The sequence below is a fragment of the Enterobacter sp. Taxon_8 genome, from assembly GCF_058354585.1.
This window is the reverse complement of sequence record NZ_CM177989.1, coordinates 4010037-4032330: the sequence shown is the minus strand read 5'-3', so window position 1 is coordinate 4032330 and position 22294 is coordinate 4010037. Positions and strand designations below refer to the sequence as shown.

The window sequence follows — 22294 nt, the reverse complement described above, 5'->3', positions numbered from 1 at the left end:
TGATGACTGCATGGATGATTGTCGCGCTATGCGGCTGTGGTATGGCAACCAGTTTGCTCTCGGCGCTGTTTGGCGTCGGGGGCAGTATCCTGCTCGTGCCAGTATTGCATCTGCTGTTTCCGCAGTGTGCTGCGCAGGTGTTGGTCGCGACGTCCCTGACGGTGGTGATGCTGAGTGCGTTGATTAACGTCTGCGCCTTCTGGCGACAAGGGATCCGGTTGAATACGCGGCTGCTGGTACTCTGGTCGCTGGGGATGGCGACGGGAATGCAGGCGGGCGTGTACGCCAGCTTTTTGCTGTCGGATAGAGTGCTTTTGGTGTTGTTTGCTCTGGTCTTGGTGGGGCTGGCATTGCGCTGTGGATATTCACGTCAGACAACCCAGGAAAACGTCCAGTCAGACAACCGGACGCGCAGTACCGGGATGCTGCTGTGTACCGCTGGAGGTGCTGTGGCCGGGTTAACCGGGCTGGGCGGTGGTTCCGTGCTCGCGCCGCTGATGTCGCAGCTCTCCGGGATCCCACGTCAGCACATCGCCGTGTACTGCAACTGGATGATGCTGTTCGGTAGCGCCGGAACGGTCGTCAGCTATCTGTATCGCACGGCACCGGATACCGGTGCATTGCCACCGGCGATGCAGTTTGGTTACGTCAATATGGCTATTGTGGCCGTGATCTTTCTCTGCACGCTGGCGTTTCAGCCGATCAGCATGAGGTTGCGCACTCTGCTACCTGAATGCTGGCTACAGCGCATTTTCTCCGGGGTATTGCTGATGATTGCCACGTTGATTCTGGTGACGCTATGAGACACGCTTTTCATCTGATGGCGAAGCCTGCGGGCTGGCGCTGCAATCTGGCCTGTGATTACTGCTTTTACCTGGTAAAAGGGCAGGGTGTGCTGCGTGATACCTGCGGACAGCGGCACATGTCCGATAAGGTGCTGGAAACGTACATTCGCCAGTACATCGCGGCATCGCCCGGCACGGAGGTGAACTTTACCTGGCAGGGCGGCGAGCCCATGCTGGCCGGGCTGGATTTTTATCGCCGGGCCGTGGCGCTCCAGCAACTTTTTGCCGGGAATAAATGTATTACTAACAGCTTACAGACCAACGGCGTACTGATTAACGACGAATGGGCGGCATTTCTGGCTCAGCATCGTTTTCTGGTCGGCATATCGCTGGATGGCCCGGCACATCTGCATAACCATTACCGCAAGACGGGCAGCGGTAAGCCCGTGTATGAGCAGGTCATGGCGGCGCTGGACTGTCTGAAGCGTCACGGTGTGGAAGTCAATATCCTGACCGTAGTGAACAACGTGATGGCACAAGCTCCACTGGAAATTTACCGTTTTCTGACGCGTGAAGTAGGGGCTGAATTTCTCCAGTTTATTCCGGTGGTGGAGTATGACGCCCAATGCGGGTTGTTGCCCTGGTCAGTGACGGGGGAAGATTACGGGCGATTTATGATTGCCATCTTCGATGAGTGGGTACGCCATGATGTTGGGCGGATATTCGTTCAGCTTTTTGATAACGCGCTGGCGGCGTGGCTGGGTGAAAGTCCGGCGCTGTGCGTGATGCAGCCTACCTGTGGACGCGGACTGGTAGTTGAGCAGAACGGTGATATCTACAGTTGCGATCACTATGTGGATGCGGAACACCGACTCGGTAATCTGCTACAGCAGCCGCTGGAAAAGCTGGTTGTGGGTAAAGCACAACGACGGTTCGGCCAGCAGAAAGCGCAGCTCCCGGATGATTGCCATCGTTGTCCGTGGCGCTTTGCCTGCCAGGGCGGCTGTCCGAAGCATCGACTACACGATCGGTTGAACCATCTCTGCGCCGGGTATCGCATGATGTTCAGCCATATGGATCCGTATATGACCTATATGGTGCAGCAGATCCGTTTGCAGCAGTCTCCGGCTGGGGTGATGTCGGTAGCGAATGACATTGCGTTGCATATTAGTAATAACATGTCTGCGACATCACGTGCTGCCATAACTGATAACGTAGCTCTCATGTTAAGGATGAAATTACCGGGTGAAGATTCCCCCGGTTCCTAAGAATGATTAAAATTTAGCGGGTAAATCGTGCTTATTATTAAGTATTTGATTTGTGAATTTTACCATTTTATCAGTCTTAATATTTTTGAAATTATTGTGTATTATCTCAATGTAATAACTGAGTTTTTCAGCATGATTAGTATTGTTAAGGTCATCTATGTAAGGTAAGGATTTATTTATAGCATTCTTAACTTCGTTAATAAACGAGAGCCCGGCTTCAATGTCAGAGTAGACGCCATTCCGCATCTTGATATAATCTTGTAGCTGATTATTAATTTGGTCAAAGCGAATGCTGGCCATCTTGCTGTCATCTTCTGACTGAGCGATCTTTGCCTCGTATTCCTTGATGGATTCTTCGAGGCTTTTTATTTTAGCACTATATTCTATTTCTTTTAATGCGGCTTTTTGTTTTGCATCACGAAGCTCTTTGTCATCGGTGACAGAATCTTCGGCAGCTTTTTTAGCAATCAGCTCTGAGGCTTTTAATGTCCAGCGGAATGTGATTGCTTTTTTATGTATGATTTCGAATAGGCACTGTACATATGGGTACAAAGCCGCTGCTAAACACCCAAACACGATAGGGAATATGATGGAGGTATTCTGTGCTATATAGTTTATTCTGGTATCTACATTTGTAGATGTAGAGAATGCATATATAATATCTCGCCAGTTATCCACACAAAATGAGAGTGCTATAAAACCAAAAAAAGAATTATTTATCCTTTGCAAGAAAGCATCTTTAATTGAGCTAAAAGGGGAATTGTCTTCAAACATATCACCACCAAGAGAACACAAGAAAAGCGGGGATTATATGTTCATCATGCGAGTGATTAAGTACATCAAATGCTATACATAAGGCTTTACTGCTGAGGTGTAATGATACTGTTATCCAGCAATGCCAGTAACCGCACCGGGTGAAGAACATGCAGGCGACGCTGTGAGTCATCCAGTATGCTTGCCTGTCTCAATTCTTTGCTGAACCGTAAAGCGGTTTCAGTCTCACATCCTGCAAACTCGGCTACTTCACGCCACGTCCAGTCATAACTGGGAAAATACTGCGTCAGATACCAGAGGCTGCTCAGGACCCGGTGACGGGTGCGGTAACGAGCGATCCAGGTCATTCGATGCTCCGAATCAGACAGACTTGCCACCACCTGATTTAACAGAAATTGGGTGAACTGCGGGTGATAGCGCAGGAAGTCGCTGTTGGAGTGAGGAATGACGTGGCACAGCGATGCTGTCTGCAAAACGCAGGCGTGGCAGTGGTAGAACTCAGAGCCAAACAACCCCAGATAGCCAAACCAGTCCCCCTGTTGGCAGGCGCGAACCAGCATCTCTTTGCCATTTTCCAGCGTGTGGTGTAAACCGACGACGCCATGGTTAAGATACCAAAAGCCGCAGATGGGTTCTTCCTGTAGATAGATTTTGCTTCCTGTTTCACGAGCGATAGGGCGTAGCAGGGCATGGCGGGAAAAGTGGGCGTAGTGGAAGGCGGAGCGGTTGCGCATTGGAGCTGCGAGAAACGGCATCTCCGCTGGCGGTGGTATGGCGGCCTGCTGAACCTGAACTGGCGTAGAGATACTGTGGAGGTTGGTGTCTGGAATAATCATAGCCTGCACCTGACGGGGAGCGGATTTTTTGGTTGCCGCTGTTCGCCTTCTTCCTCGTAACGGCTGGGCCAGATTTCCGCAGGGTGAACGTTGAGTGCGCGAGCAATCAGCCATTCGCCTTTCGGCCAGGGACGTGAAAGCGCATTCGCCAGCGTGGAAGAGGCCAGCCCCGCTTCCCGCGAGACTGCCGCCATACTGGTGCCGCGCTTATGCAGGGCGGCGATGATGTCGGCTGGGTGCCAGTCTTGCTTAGTCATTCCTGTTACCTCACAAACTTGCGTATTTTACAAATTATCCCGTTTTGGGATTATTTTGTAAATCACTGATATTCGATTTTGGGATTAAAATCGAGTATCACAAATGTCATCTATTTATTCTGAACAGTATCAGCAAGTTATAAGACTGTTGCGTTCGGCGAGACAGGATAAAGGTCTGACGCAAGCACAACTTGCAAAAGCATTAGGTCGTCCGCAGTCATTTGTTGCCAAAGTTGAAAATGGTGAGCGTCGTCTGGACATCATCGAATTTGCCCATATTGCTCATTTGCTATCTTTGGATCCTGCTGCCGTACTGAAAATGGTTTTGCCTCAGAAGTGACGTTTTCTCAGCTCATTGTTGTTGGGTTTGATCGTAAATATCCCATTTTGGGATATTTAGGTGGTGACATGATAGTCGGGCCTTAACTTATTGTTGAGGCTGACGAAATGACTTCTGTCTACTCTATTGAATACCAGATGGTTATAAAGGCATTACGTGAAGCGCGGGTTGCTGGCCACATCACCCAAGAAGAGCTAGGCAAGGCGCTGGGAAGACCACAATCTTTCATCGCAAAAGTAGAAAACGGAGAGCGGCGGTTAGATATCATCGAGTTTGTTCATCTATGCCGATTGGTTGGTATTGATCCTGTCAGCATCATTAATAAGCTATAGTACTAATATTCACTTCGAGAACATGAGGTTACTAAGTGAAGGATGTTCACAATATAGCCCTCAAAAAGTGATTTCGTTCAATCTATTACCCGTTAGATTCTTTGATAATGTTTCCCGCAAAGGGAGAATGCCATGTCAGAGAGCCTGCAATCTAATACAACTCAAACGTTACCTGACGACAGGGAAGAGCTTTACCAGCTTGTCTGGCGAGAGCCTGCGGAGCGAATCACTTCCCTCTATAGCATCAGCAAAGAGCAACTGGAAAAACGATGCGCTGAATTACTAATACCGAGACCACTCGCCGGATACTGGAAGGCGCTGGCGAAAGGAACTGCACCGGCGGTACCTGCTTTGCCTGATTTTAAGAGTGGCAAGGTAGAAAAATCCCCCAGAAAAACCAGCCAGGCCATTCCTCCTCCCACAAAAGTATCATCGAAAGTAGCAGCGCCAGCACCGCGAAAGCGAGCAAGGGCCGCGGGTAGTGGCTATTCACTGATCGATGATCTCAAAACTTACCTTCCCGTCTCTTCCGTCACAAAAGACGGCTACTACAAACCAACAAAAAAGAAGCTACTCGATCTGAATGTTTCAGAAACGGCATTCAACAGTGCTATCGATTTTCTGAGTCGGTTCTTTGCTGCACTGGGAAAGCAAGGTTATTGGGTAAGGTTAGCTGAAGGAAATGAAGGACTTCATTGTCAGGGCATAGATATCAAAGAAAACCCAAAAGAGGGAGGTTTGCGCTATGACAGTTTATGGCGCCCTTGTTCAGCCAGTATTATCTGTGTTGGGGATATGCTGTTCGCCTTTAGCCTTGCTGAAATGACGGAATATGTTCCGGCAAAAGAGGTTAATGGCCGGTATATCCGCGATGAAACGATGATCCGCTGGATGAGGGGGAAGTATGACAAGCCATTTCGCTATGTCATTAAACATGCCTTACCTACCGGACGATTCTTTCTACAGCTCTACTCGCCATACTCGTCAACTAACTGGCAGGTTGAGTTTCGCCAGACAAAACAGTGCGGGCTTATAAGCCAGATCCCGAAAATCATTTCCGCGATGCGTGATGCTGTTCCGTTGATAAAGAAGCAGCAGGAAGAAGCCAGAATTAAAGCAGAAGAACGGCGAATCCAGTGGGGACTGGATGAAAAGAGATATCGGGAAAAGGAGCGGAGCAGAAGGGAAAAAGAGGCATACAACGCCAGCTTGACCGAGCTGAAATCTATTATGGTGCAGTGGGCAGAGGATAAGCGTATAGAGCAGTTTTTTTATGAAGCAGAATTTGATGTGTCCAAGCTTGGTGAGCAACAGAGGGTACAAATTATGGAACGTATACAGCTGGCTCGGCAGCTCTTATCTGGAAATACGGCCGTTGAACGATTGTTGCGATGGAAAACTCCGCAAGAGCAGTTGAATAGTGGATGATGCTGTTGTCTCAGTCTTGAATATTCATAGGGAGGTAGTTTTTTGCTTTTTTTTCATTTGTAAAACTAGAGGCCTAGTATATGAATCATGACTAGTTATGAAGTATATTTTTTGTTATACGGATTAGCCTTCTTCGATTAAGATGTCCATCTTTAAAAGTTAATTCGGGTTTTATAAAATTATAATAGATAAAATAAGATGGGTGTTAAATAAAGCCGCCTATTGTTAATTTTGGATTAATGGTTGCAAAGGAATCCATATATAGACTCCTTTGATTTAGAACTTATTAATTCATGCCGATTAGCTTTTTAATTTCATCAATTTTACCACTATAGAAAATCCTTATCATGAAATCTAAATGTCCTGGAATTGCAATCGCACTATCATCATATCCAAATTCTCTGAGTTTTCTGTTGAGTACACACATTCTAATAGTATTGGCACCCTTCTCTGATTTATCTAAATAATACCCATCAATGTTGATGATATGATCATTATAATTATCAAAGTGCGGGTGGTATGTTATAAATGCTGCGCTGCTTCTAGGATATGTTTTTGGAGAGTCATTTTTCAATGTTGATTCTATGTTTGCCATTACTTCCTGCTCTCGTTTTATTTCGTTACAATCGGGGCATATGACACAAAGATTTTTCGGAGTAAACATAAATTCTTCATGTAAAGATTTTGCAACTATATGTTCGACATGACATCCAGAAGCCGAGAGGGTAACCGGATTTTGACAATAAGCACATTTACCTTTTTGTTGTTTTCTATAGAATTTTCTAATTTCCCTTCTAACTTTTAATAGCTCCTCATCTGACCATAATTTGAAAGTGAATCCTGGCTTAGATTTTACTGACTTTATAATATCCTCACTTTCCTTGGATATAACAATGGATTTATTTATCTCCGCCATAAACACTCCCGGCTTTGATAATTACATTGATTAACTCATACAGAGGATCATCTACCGATAACATATCTAATGATTTTTTTAATACATGAAGGGTTTCTAAATCTTCACTATCAATGTTTCGCTCAGCAGTAATTTTTGAAAATAAAGAAACAGCTAGTCGAGATAAATATTCATTTTTATATCCAGGGCTTTCAAAAAGTGTTGCTAATTGAAAGTCGGATGATTTGTGGATAAATTCATTTGCATTATGCACAACACCATCTTCCATTTTTAGAACGAAGCACTGATCTGTACTTAGATTTGCTATAACTTGCGGTGAATGCGTGGCTATTATGAATTGGCAGTATTTGTATGAGTTGAAAACCCTTGTAAGTAATTGAATGTATTTTTCTTGCCATTCTGGATGTAAACATACTTCCGGCTCATCAATAAGAATTAACGAATTGTCAGAAATAAGAGAGGAAATGCCCAGCATACTTAAAATAACACATTGTTCACCGGAGCTCGCATCGTTAATCTTAAAAATTTCCTTGCTTCCTTTCTTCTGAAGATATGCACTCTCGAGTTTTAATATGCCTGCATCTATCAAATTAATAAGTTCATTGTTAAATGATATTTTTTCGTTTGAAACAGTAACTTCGTTGTTATTAATTGATATGCTGACTTTCCTAATGCGATGTATTGCGGGAATACTAATTAATGATTCCAAAATAGTAGAGACATACCCTTCACTCTCGGGATGCTTTTTCGCCTCAAACAGGAAATTTTCCAAATGATACTCACCCTTTCTGTATCTTTCTTCCAAGTAGTATCTTAATTTCCATGCTAAATTATAGTTTTTATTTGATTTTACATTTTGTTTGTTTAGTTCTATTTGTTCATTTGTCAATCTTTCTATAATCGAACCACCGATATATGAAAATTTTAAATTGAAAGTTTTTTCATATCCAAGATAGTCAAGTGTTTTTCCTAGACTTTCTCTATCACCTAAGAGGTATGCTCTCAAATAGCTGCCTAGTATTTTTCTAAGAAAACCATTACTGACATCACGGAAACCGCAATCTTTTATGCCGATATAGTAATATTTATTATTAGATTCTATTGTTCTAGGTAAAGGGAATTTATCGAAAGGAGTTGTGGATAATGCAATTACCTTGGAGAAACCACTTTTGTTATAGTTGATGTACTGGATTTTATAAGAGGATTTTTTTTGTTTTTCACTGGATACAGCTTCAACAATATCCTTTAGTAATCGACTCTTACCGGTTCCATTTCTTCCTATCATTACTGTAAAAATATTTGAGCCATCATGACTTAACAGTGATTTGTCAATAAATTCATATCGTATGTCGCCAGAATCAATTGTCTCAATCATTTTTCCTCCATTAAATTAAAGTTGGTGCGAGCTCTAAGTATCGGTAAGAAATTACTATTCAATAAAATGAAAGTCCAATTAATTTAGTAAGAAGTTTATATCATCTGCCTTGTTCTAACTAGGTGAAGTTAATGGTATGGAATTTAGTTGCGTAAGGTGATTGTTTTATTGGTTACTGTTATTGAGACTATATTTAGTTCACAGAATTTGTGTTTGAGGTTAGACGGTCTAATGTTGCCCACTGAAAGAACTCCTTTCTGACACTGTAATCGCGGCTTCCAGTTCACTACACCCAAACTCCCGCATAATCCGCATCCGCTCCGCCTTTTCATGCTTCTCCGTCATTCCCAGCGCCAGCCACAGGGCAGGGGAGACCACCCGGAACAGCGCTTCCACTCGCGGAGAAAGCACCACGCCTTCGGTGTATTTTCCCGGCGCTTTGGTCGCACTTAGCAGGAGCTGTCGCTGCTCCGGCGTCAGGGATTTAAAGCGGCTGACTTGTTCCACCTCTTCAGGTGGCATCACCAGTAGCTCCCACCACTCGATCATATTGAGCAGCTTCTTCGCATCATCCGGGAAGTCGCTCAGGTTCTGCGTTGCCAGCCAAAGCCAGATCCCCAGCTTGCGCCACATCTTCGAGCCTTTGGTCAGAAACCGCGCCAGTAGCGGGTTGACGGTGATGATGTGTGCCTCGTCGGTAATATTGACGATGGGCCGGGCCAGATGCTGGTCACGCTCACCAAGGTTGTTGATATGGTTAATCAGCGAGATATAGGCAATCGCCAGTTGCGCTTCGTACCCTTCGCGGGCAAACATCGCCAGGTCCACCAGGGTGATATCCGCTTCCGGCCACGCCTCACCTTCACGGTTAAACAGTTCGCCCTCAAACCCGGAGCAGAACATATTCATCGCTTCGCCCATCTCCCACAGCCGGTTACGGCGGGATTCCGGAAGCGCCGCATCCTGCGCCAGTGTGAATAGCGCGTCGCGGATATCCTGCGTTAGCGTCTGTCTTTTCTCGCGGGCGGTGAGCCGGGCGGCATGGAGAATCGCTTCGCGAATTAATGCCCGGTCAGAGCGGGTGAGTCGGGCATCCTCTTTCAGCTCGCCGCCGGTGATCATCAGGCGGGCCGTGATCTCCATCTCGCCCAGCAGATCGCGCTGCTCGTTGTCGGTCTCTTCGGGGTCGTCGTCATCTGGTTCTGGTAAAATCACGTCGCTTTCTGCCAGCTTCCATGCGTCAGCAAACAGCGGCAGCGTGATGCCGGAGCCGGGCTTCAGGCTGATTTTATTCACCGTCAGGCCATGCTCGCGGGCGTAATCGGCCATCAGTCCGAACGAGTTGCCTGCCTCGACGATAAACAGACGTGGGCGGTGCAGCGCCATCAGTTGCGCGATTTTGGCGTTCAGGGTGGCAGATTTGCCCGCACCGGTCGGGCCGAGTAGCAACAGGTGGCCGTTCTGGGCGCGGTCCTCGCGGTTAAGCGGATCCCAGCACAGCATCCCACCGCCCCGGTTGAAATAGCTGACGCCAGGATGCCCGGTGCCGCTCTCACGGCCAAACAGCGGCAGCAGGTTGGCGAGGTGCTGCACAAAGCTGAAGCGGGTATAGAGCTGGCGCTTGTCCCGCGCCGGATCGAAGCACATCGGCAGCCAGCGTAGCCACGAACTGAGCGGGGCGAGTTCGTCATTCTCCTGTACCGGAACCATACCCGCGTTCAGCAGCAGACTGTTCAGGCTGCGCACGCGTCGGGTCAGTTCGCCGTTATCCGGGGCGGAGAGGTAAAATGCCAGCGCGCTGCGGTAGAGTTTGTGGCCGTCTTTCAACCAGTGGCGCACCTCCTGACAGTCTTTTTTAGTGTACTCCGATTCGACGTTCTCGCCGATGGCGCGGTCGCTGAGGCGGCTTAAATGTTCCTCCAGCCGGTCCTGCGGCCAGACGACGATGGTCAGCGCCATAATCACCCCTTCCGGCAGCAGGTCGAACAGGGCGTTAATGCCGTCGCCGCGTGCGGCTTCTCCGGTCATATGGCCGACGGTGGGCGGTTTGCGCAGCCTGTCCAGCACGATGACCTTATGCGGACGCTGGTCGAACAGCCATGTTCCCTGCGCGGCCTGTGAGCGTGGTTCGCTACACAGCAGGCTCTCGGCAAAGTCGTTCAACTCCGGTGTGTCATCCTGCTGCGCCATCTGTTGCCAGAATTGCCGGGGTGAGTCGGCCATCTGCGGGGCAGGATTAAACCAGCGCAGCAGCCAGTGGCGAATGGCCTCACATTCCAGCCTGCGGGCGTGAATACCCGCGCCCGCCAGCGCGGAAACCATTCGTTCGCAAACGGTGTTCAGTGCCTCTTCCGGGGGATCTTCCAGCGGATCGCGGGATTTATTGGGTAGCCAGCGGTAGACCACCATCCGGGGGTGGCGCTGTTGAGCGCGCCAGCGGGTATGGCTGACGGCGTCGTCCAGGAAGTAGCCTTCCGGGCGGGAAACCGCGTGCAGATGGCGTTCCATCTCATTCAGCCAGGCGCGGGTAAAATCAGAGCTCCGTGCTTCCGGTACGGCGTAGTCATGCAGCGCGGCCAGCCAGCTTGCGGTATCGTCCTCATCCTGCAGTAAAACTGCACCACCCACGGATGGCGGTCGTATTCTGTGAAGCTGTCCTGGAGCGCATCCTTCAGGATATCGCGCAACTCTTCCAGCCGTGCCGGAGAGCGGCCTTCGGTGCCGAACGGCGTGATGTCATACACCGCGCCGACCGAGCGCCCGTCATCCAGCAGCAGCGTTTTGCTTTCCGGCTGATACTCCACCCACGGCATAAAATCGACGAACGACGCGCCTTTCTGGTACAGGCTGTCCACCGTCCGTTCGGTCAGGGTGCCGCTGCGCATCATCACAGCGGATCGGTCCGCTCTCCGGGCAGGGCGTACTGCACCTGGTTATAGAAGGGGAAGACGGTGGTGTAGCCCGGCACCGGGACGCCTTCGCTGCCTGCCAGATGGGGAAAGATATACATCTCCAGATCCGGGTTCGGCAGCCGCCGGAACAGTGCCTTCGTGGCATTGTCGTCGCTGCGTGTGGCCTGCTGCAGTTGCGCGGTCATCGTGGCGTCATCCAGTGGGCGACGCAGAACCGATCGCGCGTCGTACAGCGCCTGTGCATCGTTATTCTGTTGGCCCCAGATATTGAGCATGGTGGTGTTTTCATCCACTGGCAGCAGCGTTTTCTGGTCGGTGCTACAGGCGGTCAGCAGCAGCGATAACAGCAAAATCAGCATACGCATCAGTCCAGATCTCCAGTGTTCTCGCCCGCCGTGCGGTAGTTCACGCGGCGTCCGTTGGGATCGTAATCAATGGCTAACTGGCGGGTGATATGGATGGCGACGGCCTGGCCGGGCGGTACGTAGATGGCGTCGAACATCTGGCCGTAGCGTTGCTTAAACCAGTCGGCGCTCTCCTTCAGGCCGCCGCCCAGTGCCTGGCCGAGCACGTACTGCCCGCTGTCGCCCGTCTGCGCAGTGGTGATGGAACCGTCCTCCACGGTGGAAGTGGTCTGGTTGTTCGCCAGCGCCTGTGCGGCGGCGGACGAGCCGGCCAGTAGGAACTGCGAGCCGATATATTCGGCAGCGTTGGATTTGCGTTCGCCGGGGATGCAGGGCAGGCCGTGGGGATCGGATAGCCAGCCGATATTGCCCTCCGTGCCGCTTCCGGTTTTGTCGCCTTCGGCGGGTAGCGTGCGCACCGTGCCGTCGCGAAAGACAAAGGTGATTGAGGTTAAGCTGCCGCGCACGCAGGAAAGCGTCCAGTCGCCGGTGGTGCTGCCGGAGATCACCGCGCCTTCAATATCGGGCAACTCGATACCGTTGGCGGTGAGGTTATCGCGACCAATCAGCACCTTGAACGGGTAAGGATCGGTAACGCTGCCGTTAAGCGGAATGCGCCCCAGCAACGCGGTCATCGCCACCGATCCGATTAAGGTGCTGTTCTGTGGCAGGGTGTAGACCGATTTGACGGCGGCGGGCGGTGGTGTTTCGGGCTGTGGCGCAGTGTTCTGCATCGTGGAAGGAAAGGCCAGCGCAGGTTGCAGCGGACGACCATTTTTATCGGTTGGCAGGGCATCGGCGGGGGCTATCCAGCGCAGTGGTTCGCCGGAGGCCGTTTCCGGTTCATCAATCCCCAGCCCGGCTAGCGAGTCGTCCGTTGTCCTGTTTCCCTTAAGCTGTTGGATCTGCGTCTGTAACGAGCTGAGTAATTCGTTCTGCTGCTGCGAGGCGCTGGTCTGCTGGCGGTTAATGGCCTCGTTGATGCGGCTGTCGGTATTCTGCTCGCGCTCACGCAGGCGCTGGTTTTCCTGCAACAGCGCGGCGTTGCTCGCTTTCACCGTTTCCAGCTCTTTGCGCCATAGCTTCATCTGGCCTACCAGCGTGGCAACGGTATCGGCGGGCGTGTCGCCCTCAATCCCCAGCGCTTTCAGCTCATCGTGGCTGAGGGGCGTTGCAGGCGCAGAGGATTTTGACGGGGTGGTTTTACGGTCCTGACAGGCATGAAACAGCAGGACGCTGCCCGCCAGCAGGATAAGCGGCGTCAGAACCCGCAGCAGGATATTGGCCTGGAGCTTCATTTTTTCTTCTCCGGCGCAGGCTCCGGCAGAATTGCCTGTTCAGGACGCTGATTGCGGGTGATGAGATAGAGTACGGTGGTGTCTTCGGCGCTGCCCGCAGGCCCCAGCCAGCGATGCTGGAAGGAGGCGGCATAAAACAGCCCCTGAAGCTGGCGTGGATCCAGTTCCAGCCGGGTGGCGCTTTTATTCTGCAGCCGGATCGCCGCCAGGTGATAAGGATCGAGCCGCCAGCCGCCGATCGGTATGGCGCTGACGGGTAGCGCGGGCAGCAAAGTGGTGATGGTTTTTGCCAGCCGCACGCCTTCGGGCTGAACGCCCGGCAAAGGTTCCACGGTGCGTAGCGGGGCATACAGCATCTGCGCGGCGTAGCGGGTGAGCGCGACCGGCAGCGGCGTGGAGGGTAAGGGTTCTGGAACTGCATCAGGCTTCGCGTCAGTCGCTTTTTTCTCTTCGCGGACAATGCGTATCGGCTCCCGGATGTGCTCGCCCTTGCTGGCGGAGACGTCCAGCAAAATCAGCTCGCCGTTTTCTGTGTCCTGAAGCTGTAGCCGGGTGGCGGCGAACGGCTGGCTGGCGAGTAAATACAGCGTACCGTTGCTGCTCTGGATGCGCAGCTTACCTTCCAGCGCGGCGGGATAGCCCACCCGGACATTACGATCGACAAAGACGATCCGCTCCTGCCCGATGTTCAGCACCACTGGCAGCGGAATGCGTTCCCACTTCACCAGCTCAACGGCGTGTAGGGGCTGGGCAACCAGCAGGATCAACAGCGGGCGGGCATTCATGGTTTCACCGCCTCTAGCTTCTGCGGCGGCGAGGCGAAGCAGTCCAGCGCCAGCCCCCACGGATTTTTCTGCTGATCGATGTTGTAGCGCAGCACCTTAATGGGGTAACGGACCATCGCCCGCTTGACGGGTTCGGAGTAGAAATACTCATCGACGGTCAGATCCAGCGTCACAATCCAGTTGTCGCGGTCGAGGATCTGCACCCGCTTATCGCTGAATCCCCGACCGGGGATTTCATACACCCCGCGCACCCGGTCGCGCAGCTCGCCGTTTTGCAGGCGCTGGTGAAATTCGTGGTCAATCTGGCTGAAGCAGCCGGGGGTAAGATAGGCCCGCAGGGCACTGAGGTTGCGGGGATAATCGGCCTCGCCGTTGGTCGGCCAGCGGTTGATCTGCTGAAACACCGAAAACGCGAAGGCGTACACCGTGGCGGGCGGCACTTCCCACCACGGACGCTGACTGGCCGCGCGGAGATCCGGTGGCAGGTACACCGTGAGCTGGCGCGGTGCGCTGTACCAGCCGAATCCCATGCCTGATGCCAGCAGGAATAACGCGATCAGCGCAATATGCAGGGTGCGGATATGCGCATCCCGCGCAGCCAGCGCGTGCTTAAAGGCGCTCATCGTCGGCTCCGACGAATAGCCCAGACGCCATCGTGCAGGACAAAACGCTGAGCGCCGATACCAAAGCGGGCCAGTTTCAGCTCAAGCGCCCGGTACAGCCAGCTCTCCGGACGCCCTCGCTTCAGCCGCGCCAGCCAGCGTCCGCCGCAGAGGATCGCCAGCGCACCGCCGGGCAGGGCGCTGCCGGGGATAAGGCTCCAGTTTCGCCAGAGCACAGCCGGAATGGTTCCGGCGATTGCACCGGTAGCCAGCCCGACCAGCAGCGCTATCAGCAGCTCGCTGACAGTCAGGCCGCGAAACACCGCAGGCTCACAGTTCAGTCGTTCCGGGAGAAAGGGGATAGTGCTCATGGCTTACAGGATGTCCGAGGCCTGGTTGAGCAACCAGATAGTGATCACCAGCAGAACCGCGCCGACGCCCGCCATTGCGCCTAAATCTTTCCATTGCTTATGCCCACCCTGAATCTCGGAGTAGGTGGCGATGCAGTTATTGGCGACCACCAGAAAGCCCACGGCGCAGATGCCCAGCGTTATCAGGATCACGATGTCATAACCGTAGTTCTGCAAGGTTTCCATGATACCGTCGCCCTGACCGCGTGAGGGATCTTCCATCTCGGGCAGATCGGCCCGAACGGGCAGGGCCGGGAGCCACAGCAGCAGTCTGAATAGCCATTTTTTCATTATGCCTCCTGAAATCCGCTAGCTCAGCACCAGCCAGAAGCTGACCAGCAGCAGTAAGATGGTGCGCCCACCGATGCTGCCCAGCGCTCGCCAGCTTACCCGCGCGGTTGCCACGCCCCGGTAGGCATCATTCAGTACCCAGACCACCCACAGCAGCAGAAAGGCGCTGAACAGGCCGAGCATCACCAGGCTGACGGCATCGGGTTTCACCAGACTGGAAGCCTGGAAGGCGCTGATTTGTTCGGGGGTCATGGCGCGGTTTTCTCCTCACGGTATTGCCCGACCAGCGTTGCCGTATCTCGCGGCTGGGCTCGCGCAGGGGTGAGGTAATGGTCAATCCCGCTACGCAGAGTGGTGATATCGCCGTGGATACGCGGATAGTCGAAGTAGTAGCGCTCGTTGATACCGGTTCTGGCGCTTTGCTGGGCGCGGTGGAGAGAGGCTTCGATTTGGGTTAGCTGGTTGAGGGACAGGGTTAGCTCTTCGCGCTCGGTGAGGGGAGCGGCGAAGGCTGCCATTGCAGGGCATAGTGCTATGGCGAGTATGACAAAGGGATATCTGGATTTCATGGCAAAGTTCCTGCGGACTCATTTCTGAGGCAGGATAGGATAATATGGTCCCGAATTCCTTAGGGAATTATTTATCGGGTTTGCAAAATATTTCTTCGAAAGATCATTTGAGTTTCCTTAAGTATTCATAGAAGTCTGGATAGGTTGTATAAACATAGTCAGGGTCATTTGAGTGATCTCGGGCTTCTATCCAACTATTTATCGTGTTATCACGAAAGTTTTTGTATTCTTCATCGAGTTTGATTTTTTTATTGGGGGGTAAAAGAAGACCAATTATTTTTATTTGTTCATCAGCAGGATAAAAATAGGGTAAAGCAAAGGCATACTCTAAATTACCGCCTTCTGAGTTACAGATGTATTTTAGTAGTCCATCATTAACCTGTGTCATAATTTTCATGAACTCACGGGTTTCATCAAAATGTCTTTGAGTAACCCATTCTTTTGCGTTCCTTGCAGCATAAAAGGCACATCCTGCCATGATAATATTTGCACCAGTGCTGAACCAATCACTTACAGAACCCCATTCCATTATTAAATCCTCATGTCAATAAAAACAAAATTGTAACGTGACCTGTTAACCTAATTAATACACTTATTTCTTTATATACTTACCTCTATGTATACTCCTGTGATAAGAAATTGATGGTGTGGTTTTTATTATTGCCACACCAATTTTTATAAATAACACTTGATCCCAGTTAATAATTAAAAGATGTCAGGAACTATGTTGTGACTGTGTATTGGTGACGTGTTTTTTACTGGTAGCCCTTGTTCAATCTCTGTTTTTCTTTTTTGATAAGAGACACCTTCTATTTTGTAGTAAGTGAGGCCTGAGGTTATAAGTTCTAGTGTTTTTTCTTTGTTTTTAAAAGGGGTGTATATCCATGTGTTTTTATCATCGCGCTCATCTTCAATAAGGTGAATTGAGGGGTTGAAATATTCAGCGTCATGTTCTAAATTGCTCATCAGATTAACTTTATAGAGTCGCTCATTTTCTTCAGAGTACATGACTCCGGATGACTTGCTGAACAGTACAACATTATACCCGGCTTCACTGGTATGTTGACGACCTTTACTTTTTTTTCTGACCTGTGTTGAACGGAAACTTATTCCATCTAATCGGTATTTCTTAGAGATGCTGAGATATTCTGCAATTGCCTGTGTGATCAAATATTCTCTATCCTGTCGTTTCCCGAATACAGGTAGTGTCATTTTTCGGGAGAAGGTTTTCAGAAATGCGGTTTTCTCCAGACTTTTTATTGTTGCAGGATTAAATATACTTTCACGGCTGAAGATTAAGGAATCTAGCGCAGAGATATCTAGTATTCGCAATGGCTTACGAGATACAAATGGGGCTACGATTACCCGACTCCCTACGGGGGGGCGAACCTCAGAAATTGCGATGTCTGGCGTGGTTGCACCATAGAAAACGGATATTCCATGTGCATTCATACGACCTGAACGGGCTAGCTCAGGAGGTGGTGGTCCGAAGTTCCGCTCTGGGTGCATCAGTGCTTCGCCGATTTCATTATTGTTTTCAAATACTCTTGCTCTATAAAGCTGGATATTCTGGTCAATAATTTTGATGGGCGATTGTTCATTCCCGATTTTAAAATCATCGAGGTCTGAGAATAAATCATCTAAAAACAATTTAACTGAACGATTGAAAAAACGAGCTTCTTCGTTCAGTGATTGTTTCATTTTGTGCCAGGCTTGATTTAACTTCCCTGTCGAAAAACCTCGACTACTATAAATATAATCATCGTTATAGACTGCTGGATCGCAATCATCATAGCGATTATAACTCTCACAGAGTCCATCATAGATGTCATTGGCAATATCTTCATCAACGATTAATTCATTTCCAATGACTATTTGTGCAGAGTCGCCGCCATCCATCCAGGAGTATCCATTATCTTCTTGGGATTGATAGTAATTTTCAAATACGTGATGCATCATTCCCACAATATCATGTAAAGGAAGGTTTTTTCGCCTTTTTTCACAAAAGCTGCAAGTTGCTATCGTTGTACCTGTATTCTTTATAGTGGCTTTGACATATTTCTCACCAATGCACTGATGACAGATTGTTTTTTCGTCGCTCATAAACACCCTGATTTTGGTTGGTCTGAAAACCATACTTTCCTGCAAACTGGGTTTAATTTCAAATCTTGCTATCTAATTGCATGTTTCAGAGGCTGAATTACATCACATAAATTTTTTGAAAGCCCCAACTGCCACTGATATTGTTAGGCCGATTAGTATTGCTCCTGCTACCAACAAATACACCGGATCAAGGAAAACCGGCACCGTCAGCCACACCAGCCCCGTTGCCGCAAGGCTGGAGCTGATCATACGCCTGGAGTGATGATAAACAAACCCGGACTCATGGCCTGCGCCGAATCGCCGTAAATCGCGTCTTACCCGCCCGTCGATAAGGCCAATGGTAATGGTGAGCGCAAACAGCGGTAGCGCCTGCAACAGAATCGCCAGCCGCAACAGAAAGGTGAGGGTGATATTTTCCGAAGACAGCAATGCGCAGCGGATCACCGTGGTGACAGCCTCTGTCCAGAACAATCCGCTTTGTCCGTTGAGCGAATGAACCAGCGTCGCTATACCTTTCTGCAACGTATCGCTGACAATCGCGAGGTCTTCTACTAACCACATCGGTGCGCCAGCGGAACCCCGCCACCACTGCCATGTCGCCTGCAATACCTGTTCACTGTGGCTGGCGCAGGTGTTCCGCCAGAAAAATGCGTCGCCCAGCCACTCCAGCGCTATTGCCAGCATCCATGCGCCGAGGCAAAAGCCAGCCAGCACGCCGGGCAACAATGCGAGCCAGCCGAGCAGTGCGGGGCGACGCACGGGGCCTGGTGGCGCATGTTCGGGCATCAGTGCAGCGGTAGCGTAACGTAGCGACAGAGGAATCGCGCCTCGTGAGCCTCATCCAGTCGTACCTGAAAAATATCGTGTTCATCCTGCGGTGATGTAGCTTCGCGCCATGCCTGAAAGCCCTGTAAATTCATGCGAGCGATAATCTGGTCGGGCGTTTCTCCTTGCGTCAGCGCTTCCACCGCCTGTTGCAGGGGAAGAGGCAGCGTTTGTGCAGGCCACATCACTTCAACGCTCACGAGCTGGCGGTGCGTCCGGGGTATCATCGGTTTGTTTCTCCGTGGTTTCGCTGTCGTTCAGCCATAAAATAGGGTCATTTTTCGCCGTTACAACTGCCTCCGGGCGGTTCCACCATACAGGCGCGCTGTCATACTGTTTTTCCATATAACGGGCGATTTGCGCGATGCTTTCCGGCATCAGCGGATCGTGCGCGATATCCGGTAACGGGATGCGTAACTTCCAGAGCTGGCCACCTTCCAGCAGAGCGAACGCCTGACCTTTGGGTAGCTGTACAAGTGAGGCGGGTTCCAGTAGCGGCACCTGTACGCTGCTCACCCGATCCTGGGTGTTGCTGGAAAATCCGATATTGCCCTGAGCGTCGGCGCTGTCGGTGACGCCGGAGCTGACGCTGTTGCTGAGCACATCCACCTGCGGCAGTTGTTTCGTCAACAATTCGGCGGTGGCGGTCTCCCGTACCCGCATCATGATCAGACTGTTGAAATTGCCAACCACCTGGCCCGCTTTGGCGCGATCGCCGATGCGGGCTTCGATGTCGGAGAGCGTCTGGGTGTAAGCCGTGACCTGTACACCCGCGCCGCCGCCTTTGTTGATCAGCGGAATAAATTCATCGCCCATCAGTTCGCTGAACTCATCGCAGTGCAGGTTGATGGCCGCTTTCTCTTCCGTCTGCGGCAGGCCATCCATCACGCCGTGTTTGTAGATATGTCCGGCGACGCTGACCAGATCGGCAAACATTGAATTTTCCACGGCGGCAGCAATCTCGGCATCGGACAGCGCATCCAGCCCGACATAGACAATCGCCCGCTGGCGAATGGCCTGCTGCCAGTCGAACACCGGGCGCGGGTCGTTAAGGTCGCCGTAGTCCGGGGCCAGTAGTTGCGCGATTTTCCCGGTGGTCAGTTTTTCCAGCAGCGGCAGCAGCGAGGCTACAGTCTTATCGAAATAGGTTTTGTCATAGCGGACGGCAGAACGCAGGCCGTCGAGGATCGGGTCGTGTAATCGGGTGGTGGAAAGGTACTGCTCCAGTGCGACGACGTAGCTGTCCCGTCCCTGAAGGTTACGAGGCGTGTTTTTCTCGGTGATGCCACCGGCAATCTGTACCACGTTATCCCATGCCTGGCGGTCGTGACCGGGCAAAAAGACGCGGGCGTAGTCGATAAACAGTTCGTCGATGTTGATAACGTGGCGGGCGATACGGGCGTAATCCGGGCGCTGGCCCAGCGCCACCAGGGCGCGGGTGATGATGTTGACGAAGCGCCACGCAAACTCGCGGAAGGCGGCGGAGTTGCCCTCGGTGGAGAGTTGCCCGGCGATGCGGCTGGCAACTTCCGAGATGCGGCCAAAACGTCCGACGGCATTGTAGCGGGCAGAGATCTCCGGCCAGCCGAGATGGAACAGCCAGAAGACGCTTTCTCGCCCGGCGCGATGCGCTTCTGCCCAGACGCGACGCAGCAGGTCAGCGTCACCCTTGGGATCAAAAACAATCACCGTGTCGCCACGGCGGATATCCTGGGCAATCAGCAGCTCTGCCAGCCGGGTTTTACCGACGCGGGTGGTGCCGAGCACCAGCGTATGCCCCGGTCGATCGCGCAGCGGCAGTGTAACGCGGCCTTCGTGCAACTCCACGCCATGCAGCAACGGATCGCCGCCACTGATGGAAGGGCGGTCTGTCCGCAACCAGTGCTCACATTGCGGCAGGCGACACAGATACAGCCGCTGGGTATGCGTAGGTAGCCAGCGAAAGCCGCGCCCGAGAAACAGCGAGTCGGGTAACTGCGGGATGCGGCTGGCGGAGAGCGTCCAGAGCGACAGATGGCGCACGCGGCGGCGAAAGCGCAGGATGCGTACTCCCTGCCTTAGCCGCAGGGCAGACAGCGCAAACAAGGCCAGCGCCAGCAGCCAGCCGGAATAAGGCGTCAGCAGCAGAGTTTGCGGTGCCGCCACGCACCATAATGCCGCCAGCAGGGCCGAGCTGGCGCTGTAAAGCTCCACCGCCGGGCGCAGGATAAAATCGAGCCTCACTGTGCCAGCCCCTTGTCGGTGATTAGCACCGGATACGCGGTGATGGGCAGGTGTTTTGCCATATCGTCGGCGCTGACGGGCAGCAGCGTTAACGCTGGAGCGATGGTCCGCAGGGCATTCAACCGCGCCAGTGTGGCAACGTTCACGACCAGCCCGGTGGCGTGCAGGGTTTTTAATGCGTCCCGGTGCTGGCGCAGCCATTCTGTGGACTGTGGATCGTCACCGATTAAAAACAACGGCGTCATTCCCGGCAGGTTGAGCGCCAGACGCGGTTGCTGACCCGGATGCAGATTGCGGGTGACGACCGGCAGTAACCGGGCTTCATCCAGCGCCTGCATGGGAACGGCAGGTCCGGCAATCGCGGTAGCAGTGACCAGCAGCATGGCTGGAACAAGGTATTTCATGGTGACATCCCTGATGCGGAGAGTAATCGGATTTGCTGGCTGATCTTCTGGCGGTAGACGGCGGCGGGTTTGCCTCCGGCGGGATGGTGGTAGTGTGCGGCGGCGTCCAGCCAGCTTCCGGGAGATGCGTTGTAGTGCTGACGCAGCAGCAGGGCTGTGACGGTAAGATTATCAGCTGGATCAAAGCTGGCGCACAGTGAGGGAAACCGCTGGCCGTTCCAGCCGAGGTTAATCTGTCCCAGCCCGGCATCGATGCGTTTCAGGCTGCGGGTGCGGGCGAAGGCCAGTAATGCCTGGCAGGCTGAAGAACGGCTGGGGTAACGGTATCCTGTTCCGGCAATATTCAGCGTCCACGGCCACGGATGTAGCCCCTGCGCCAGCCGGGTGCCGCTTTCCGCGCGGGCCACCGCGTAGAGCAGTTCCGCCGGAACCTGTTGTTGACGGGCGATTTGCGCATATAGCGGTGGCACGGCACAGGCGTGAGCGCTGATAAGCAGGCCGACTGTCAGGGTGCAGAGACGGGATGCCATTGCTCCCCCTGTTGCTCCAGCAGTAACGGCAACTTTCCGCCGCCGAGGTGCTGCCAGCGACCGTTATCGTGATTAAGCGTTATCTGCCCGCGTTCGACCTTGCGCATATCAATATGCTGGCGCTGCGCCCAGCGTTGCAGGCTGGCATCGTCGTTACGGCTGTTGACCAGCCAGATGTCCAGCGGGCGGTCATCGTTGATAAGCTTCTGCGCCAGCGTCTCGCAGGCCGGGCACTTTTCGCTGACGAACAGCGCCAGACGTGGCTGGACGACGCTGCGGATGGGCGTCAACGTCGGGTAAAGCCGCTTCCACGCCTGGTCGTAGGCACGCTGGAATGCCAGCTCTTTCTCCACCCGCTGATGCTCTTTACGGGCCAGCAGCTCAGCATAGCGCTGGCGTTCGGCGTCGCTGTTGGCTTCCACGCCGAGGGTGGTGAGGGGATCGAGCCCCGGCGACCAGATGCCGCGCTCGCCCTGACGCAGTTGCTGGTAGTGCTGCCATTCGCTGTCGGTTAATCCCCACTGCTGTGCCTGCGTGTGGGTGATGGTCTGTCCTTCAATACGGGTTTGCTGCGGGCTGGCAAACAGTGGCAGTAGCAGAAGGCACAGCAACAGATATCTGCGCATT

At 52.2% G+C, this 22294-nt stretch carries 26 protein-coding genes and 1 pseudogene; 5 read left to right on the top strand and 22 right to left on the bottom strand.

What is annotated here, in order from left to right; translation table 11 throughout:
• Positions 1-2 precede the first annotated feature (2 nt).
• Together AC4IBF_RS19215 and AC4IBF_RS19210 are read left to right on the top strand one after the other, a co-directional pair.
• The gene (locus tag AC4IBF_RS19215; RefSeq protein ID WP_491463044.1) at positions 3-803 is read left to right on the top strand and encodes a sulfite exporter TauE/SafE family protein; all 801 of its coding nucleotides are present in this window, start codon (positions 3-5) and stop codon (positions 801-803) included.
• Positions 800-2053: an anaerobic sulfatase maturase gene (locus tag AC4IBF_RS19210; RefSeq protein WP_491463043.1), complete on the top strand. Its 1254-nt coding sequence runs from the start codon at positions 800-802 to the stop codon at positions 2051-2053. The genes AC4IBF_RS19215 and AC4IBF_RS19210 overlap by 4 nt, the downstream gene beginning before the upstream one ends.
• A gap of 6 nt (positions 2054-2059) precedes the next feature.
• On the opposite strand, the gene AC4IBF_RS19205 is transcribed toward AC4IBF_RS19210, so the two are convergent.
• The 3 genes from AC4IBF_RS19205 to AC4IBF_RS19195 form a co-directional block, all read right to left on the bottom strand.
• A complete protein-coding gene (locus tag AC4IBF_RS19205) occupies positions 2060-2827 on the bottom strand; it encodes a hypothetical protein (protein ID WP_491463042.1) in 768 nt (255 codons plus the stop codon).
• An 86-nt stretch (positions 2828-2913) separates the two neighbouring features.
• On the bottom strand, positions 2914-3663 hold the full coding sequence (locus tag AC4IBF_RS19200) for a Crp/Fnr family transcriptional regulator (RefSeq protein ID WP_491463041.1): 750 nt from the start codon (positions 3661-3663) through the stop codon (positions 2914-2916).
• Positions 3660-3920: a helix-turn-helix domain-containing protein gene (locus AC4IBF_RS19195; protein ID WP_137383900.1), complete on the bottom strand. Its 261-nt coding sequence runs from the start codon at positions 3918-3920 to the stop codon at positions 3660-3662. The genes AC4IBF_RS19200 and AC4IBF_RS19195 overlap by 4 nt, the downstream gene beginning before the upstream one ends.
• A 103-nt stretch (positions 3921-4023) precedes the next feature.
• Here AC4IBF_RS19195 and AC4IBF_RS19190 point away from each other — a divergent pair, with 103 nt between their 5' ends.
• From AC4IBF_RS19190 to AC4IBF_RS19180, 3 genes are all read left to right on the top strand, one after another.
• Entirely contained in the window at positions 4024-4260 is a 237-nt protein-coding gene (locus AC4IBF_RS19190; RefSeq protein ID WP_000095374.1) for a helix-turn-helix domain-containing protein, read from the top strand.
• A gap of 107 nt (positions 4261-4367) precedes the next feature.
• Entirely contained in the window at positions 4368-4592 is a 225-nt protein-coding gene (locus tag AC4IBF_RS19185) for a helix-turn-helix domain-containing protein (protein WP_000205058.1), read from the top strand.
• 132 nt (positions 4593-4724) lie between these two features.
• Positions 4725-6020 (top strand): hypothetical protein, encoded by a 1296-nt coding sequence (locus AC4IBF_RS19180; RefSeq protein WP_491463040.1) that lies wholly within the window; start codon positions 4725-4727, stop codon positions 6018-6020.
• Between the two features lie 286 nt (positions 6021-6306).
• Here AC4IBF_RS19180 and AC4IBF_RS19175 read toward each other — a convergent pair whose 3' ends face one another.
• From AC4IBF_RS19175 to AC4IBF_RS19085, 19 genes and pseudogenes are all read right to left on the bottom strand, one after another.
• Complete coding sequence (locus AC4IBF_RS19175) at positions 6307-6936, bottom strand: HNH endonuclease (protein ID WP_047464455.1); 630 nt, start codon at positions 6934-6936, stop codon at positions 6307-6309.
• Entirely contained in the window at positions 6920-8311 is a 1392-nt protein-coding gene (locus AC4IBF_RS19170) for an AAA family ATPase (protein ID WP_052133710.1), read from the bottom strand. Before AC4IBF_RS19170 ends, AC4IBF_RS19175 begins: the two co-directional genes overlap by 17 nt.
• 228 nt (positions 8312-8539) lie before the next feature.
• A pseudogene (locus AC4IBF_RS19165) lies at positions 8540-11199 on the bottom strand (conjugative transfer ATPase).
• The gene (locus AC4IBF_RS19160; protein WP_491463039.1) at positions 11199-11588 is read right to left on the bottom strand and encodes a TIGR03751 family conjugal transfer lipoprotein; all 390 of its coding nucleotides are present in this window, start codon (positions 11586-11588) and stop codon (positions 11199-11201) included. Before AC4IBF_RS19160 ends, AC4IBF_RS19165 begins: the two are co-directional and overlap by 1 nt.
• Entirely contained in the window at positions 11588-12925 is a 1338-nt protein-coding gene (locus AC4IBF_RS19155) for a TIGR03752 family integrating conjugative element protein (RefSeq protein WP_491463038.1), read from the bottom strand. The genes AC4IBF_RS19160 and AC4IBF_RS19155 overlap by 1 nt, the downstream gene beginning before the upstream one ends.
• Positions 12922-13710 (bottom strand): TIGR03749 family integrating conjugative element protein, encoded by a 789-nt coding sequence (locus AC4IBF_RS19150; protein ID WP_491463037.1) that lies wholly within the window; start codon positions 13708-13710, stop codon positions 12922-12924. The genes AC4IBF_RS19155 and AC4IBF_RS19150 overlap by 4 nt, the downstream gene beginning before the upstream one ends.
• Positions 13707-14333 (bottom strand): PFL_4703 family integrating conjugative element protein, encoded by a 627-nt coding sequence (locus tag AC4IBF_RS19145; RefSeq protein WP_150388364.1) that lies wholly within the window; start codon positions 14331-14333, stop codon positions 13707-13709. Before AC4IBF_RS19145 ends, AC4IBF_RS19150 begins: the two co-directional genes overlap by 4 nt.
• Positions 14330-14683, bottom strand: coding sequence for a TIGR03750 family conjugal transfer protein (locus AC4IBF_RS19140; RefSeq protein WP_491463036.1), 354 nt, complete (start codon positions 14681-14683; stop codon positions 14330-14332). Before AC4IBF_RS19140 ends, AC4IBF_RS19145 begins: the two co-directional genes overlap by 4 nt.
• 3 nt (positions 14684-14686) lie before the next feature.
• On the bottom strand, positions 14687-15013 hold the full coding sequence (locus AC4IBF_RS19135) for a TIGR03745 family integrating conjugative element membrane protein (RefSeq protein WP_491463035.1): 327 nt from the start codon (positions 15011-15013) through the stop codon (positions 14687-14689).
• 18 nt (positions 15014-15031) lie between these two features.
• Positions 15032-15265, bottom strand: a complete 234-nt coding sequence (locus tag AC4IBF_RS19130; RefSeq protein WP_150388362.1) for a TIGR03758 family integrating conjugative element protein — start codon at positions 15263-15265, stop codon at positions 15032-15034.
• Entirely contained in the window at positions 15262-15582 is a 321-nt protein-coding gene (locus AC4IBF_RS19125; RefSeq protein ID WP_150388361.1) for an integrative conjugative element protein, RAQPRD family, read from the bottom strand. Before AC4IBF_RS19125 ends, AC4IBF_RS19130 begins: the two co-directional genes overlap by 4 nt.
• A 103-nt stretch (positions 15583-15685) precedes the next feature.
• Positions 15686-16111, bottom strand: coding sequence for a hypothetical protein (locus AC4IBF_RS19120; protein ID WP_079973186.1), 426 nt, complete (start codon positions 16109-16111; stop codon positions 15686-15688).
• 176 nt (positions 16112-16287) lie between these two features.
• Positions 16288-17685 (bottom strand): RES family NAD+ phosphorylase, encoded by a 1398-nt coding sequence (locus AC4IBF_RS19115; protein WP_491463034.1) that lies wholly within the window; start codon positions 17683-17685, stop codon positions 16288-16290.
• A 102-nt stretch (positions 17686-17787) separates the two neighbouring features.
• The gene (locus tag AC4IBF_RS19110; RefSeq protein WP_491463033.1) at positions 17788-18471 is read right to left on the bottom strand and encodes a TIGR03747 family integrating conjugative element membrane protein; all 684 of its coding nucleotides are present in this window, start codon (positions 18469-18471) and stop codon (positions 17788-17790) included.
• A complete protein-coding gene (locus AC4IBF_RS19105) occupies positions 18471-18737 on the bottom strand; it encodes a hypothetical protein (RefSeq protein ID WP_117271960.1) in 267 nt (88 codons plus the stop codon). Before AC4IBF_RS19105 ends, AC4IBF_RS19110 begins: the two co-directional genes overlap by 1 nt.
• Positions 18700-20733, bottom strand: a complete 2034-nt coding sequence (gene traD / locus AC4IBF_RS19100) for a type IV conjugative transfer system coupling protein TraD (RefSeq protein WP_491463032.1) — start codon at positions 20731-20733, stop codon at positions 18700-18702. The genes AC4IBF_RS19105 and traD overlap by 38 nt, the downstream gene beginning before the upstream one ends.
• On the bottom strand, positions 20730-21137 hold the full coding sequence (locus AC4IBF_RS19095; RefSeq protein ID WP_491463031.1) for an integrating conjugative element protein: 408 nt from the start codon (positions 21135-21137) through the stop codon (positions 20730-20732). The genes traD and AC4IBF_RS19095 overlap by 4 nt, the downstream gene beginning before the upstream one ends.
• On the bottom strand, positions 21134-21667 hold the full coding sequence (locus tag AC4IBF_RS19090) for a lysozyme family protein (protein ID WP_150388356.1): 534 nt from the start codon (positions 21665-21667) through the stop codon (positions 21134-21136). The genes AC4IBF_RS19095 and AC4IBF_RS19090 overlap by 4 nt, the downstream gene beginning before the upstream one ends.
• Entirely contained in the window at positions 21643-22293 is a 651-nt protein-coding gene (locus tag AC4IBF_RS19085) for a TIGR03759 family integrating conjugative element protein (protein WP_150388355.1), read from the bottom strand. The genes AC4IBF_RS19090 and AC4IBF_RS19085 overlap by 25 nt, the downstream gene beginning before the upstream one ends.
• Position 22294 lies beyond the last annotated feature (1 nt).

Bases quoted from the DNA above. Each gene is read 5' to 3' on its own strand.
- AC4IBF_RS19105 (WP_117271960.1), bottom strand. From the start codon at position 18,737: ATGATACCCCGGACGCACCGCCAGCTCGTGAGCGTTGAAGTGATGTGG.
- AC4IBF_RS19175 (WP_047464455.1), bottom strand. From the start codon at position 6,936: ATGGCGGAGATAAATAAATCCATTGTTATATCCAAGGAAAGTGAGGAT.
- AC4IBF_RS19110 (WP_491463033.1), bottom strand. From the start codon at position 18,471: ATGCCCGAACATGCGCCACCAGGCCCCGTGCGTCGCCCCGCACTGCTC.
- AC4IBF_RS19210 (WP_491463043.1), top strand. From the start codon at position 800: ATGAGACACGCTTTTCATCTGATGGCGAAGCCTGCGGGCTGGCGCTGC.
- AC4IBF_RS19135 (WP_491463035.1), bottom strand. From the start codon at position 15,013: ATGAAAAAATGGCTATTCAGACTGCTGCTGTGGCTCCCGGCCCTGCCC.
- AC4IBF_RS19155 (WP_491463038.1), bottom strand. From the start codon at position 12,925: ATGAAGCTCCAGGCCAATATCCTGCTGCGGGTTCTGACGCCGCTTATC.
- AC4IBF_RS19190 (WP_000095374.1), top strand. From the start codon at position 4,024: ATGTCATCTATTTATTCTGAACAGTATCAGCAAGTTATAAGACTGTTG.
- AC4IBF_RS19150 (WP_491463037.1), bottom strand. From the start codon at position 13,710: ATGAATGCCCGCCCGCTGTTGATCCTGCTGGTTGCCCAGCCCCTACAC.
- AC4IBF_RS19200 (WP_491463041.1), bottom strand. From the start codon at position 3,663: ATGATTATTCCAGACACCAACCTCCACAGTATCTCTACGCCAGTTCAG.
- AC4IBF_RS19195 (WP_137383900.1), bottom strand. From the start codon at position 3,920: ATGACTAAGCAAGACTGGCACCCAGCCGACATCATCGCCGCCCTGCAT.
- AC4IBF_RS19090 (WP_150388356.1), bottom strand. From the start codon at position 21,667: ATGGCATCCCGTCTCTGCACCCTGACAGTCGGCCTGCTTATCAGCGCT.
- AC4IBF_RS19120 (WP_079973186.1), bottom strand. From the start codon at position 16,111: ATGGAATGGGGTTCTGTAAGTGATTGGTTCAGCACTGGTGCAAATATT.
- AC4IBF_RS19125 (WP_150388361.1), bottom strand. From the start codon at position 15,582: ATGAAATCCAGATATCCCTTTGTCATACTCGCCATAGCACTATGCCCT.
- AC4IBF_RS19215 (WP_491463044.1), top strand. From the start codon at position 3: ATGACTGCATGGATGATTGTCGCGCTATGCGGCTGTGGTATGGCAACC.
- AC4IBF_RS19140 (WP_491463036.1), bottom strand. From the start codon at position 14,683: ATGAGCACTATCCCCTTTCTCCCGGAACGACTGAACTGTGAGCCTGCG.
- AC4IBF_RS19095 (WP_491463031.1), bottom strand. From the start codon at position 21,137: ATGAAATACCTTGTTCCAGCCATGCTGCTGGTCACTGCTACCGCGATT.
- AC4IBF_RS19130 (WP_150388362.1), bottom strand. From the start codon at position 15,265: ATGACCCCCGAACAAATCAGCGCCTTCCAGGCTTCCAGTCTGGTGAAA.
- AC4IBF_RS19170 (WP_052133710.1), bottom strand. From the start codon at position 8,311: ATGATTGAGACAATTGATTCTGGCGACATACGATATGAATTTATTGAC.
- AC4IBF_RS19185 (WP_000205058.1), top strand. From the start codon at position 4,368: ATGACTTCTGTCTACTCTATTGAATACCAGATGGTTATAAAGGCATTA.
- AC4IBF_RS19180 (WP_491463040.1), top strand. From the start codon at position 4,725: ATGTCAGAGAGCCTGCAATCTAATACAACTCAAACGTTACCTGACGAC.
- AC4IBF_RS19205 (WP_491463042.1), bottom strand. From the start codon at position 2,827: ATGTTTGAAGACAATTCCCCTTTTAGCTCAATTAAAGATGCTTTCTTG.
- AC4IBF_RS19085 (WP_150388355.1), bottom strand. From the start codon at position 22,293: ATGCGCAGATATCTGTTGCTGTGCCTTCTGCTACTGCCACTGTTTGCC.
- AC4IBF_RS19145 (WP_150388364.1), bottom strand. From the start codon at position 14,333: ATGAGCGCCTTTAAGCACGCGCTGGCTGCGCGGGATGCGCATATCCGC.
- AC4IBF_RS19115 (WP_491463034.1), bottom strand. From the start codon at position 17,685: ATGAGCGACGAAAAAACAATCTGTCATCAGTGCATTGGTGAGAAATAT.
- AC4IBF_RS19160 (WP_491463039.1), bottom strand. From the start codon at position 11,588: ATGCGTATGCTGATTTTGCTGTTATCGCTGCTGCTGACCGCCTGTAGC.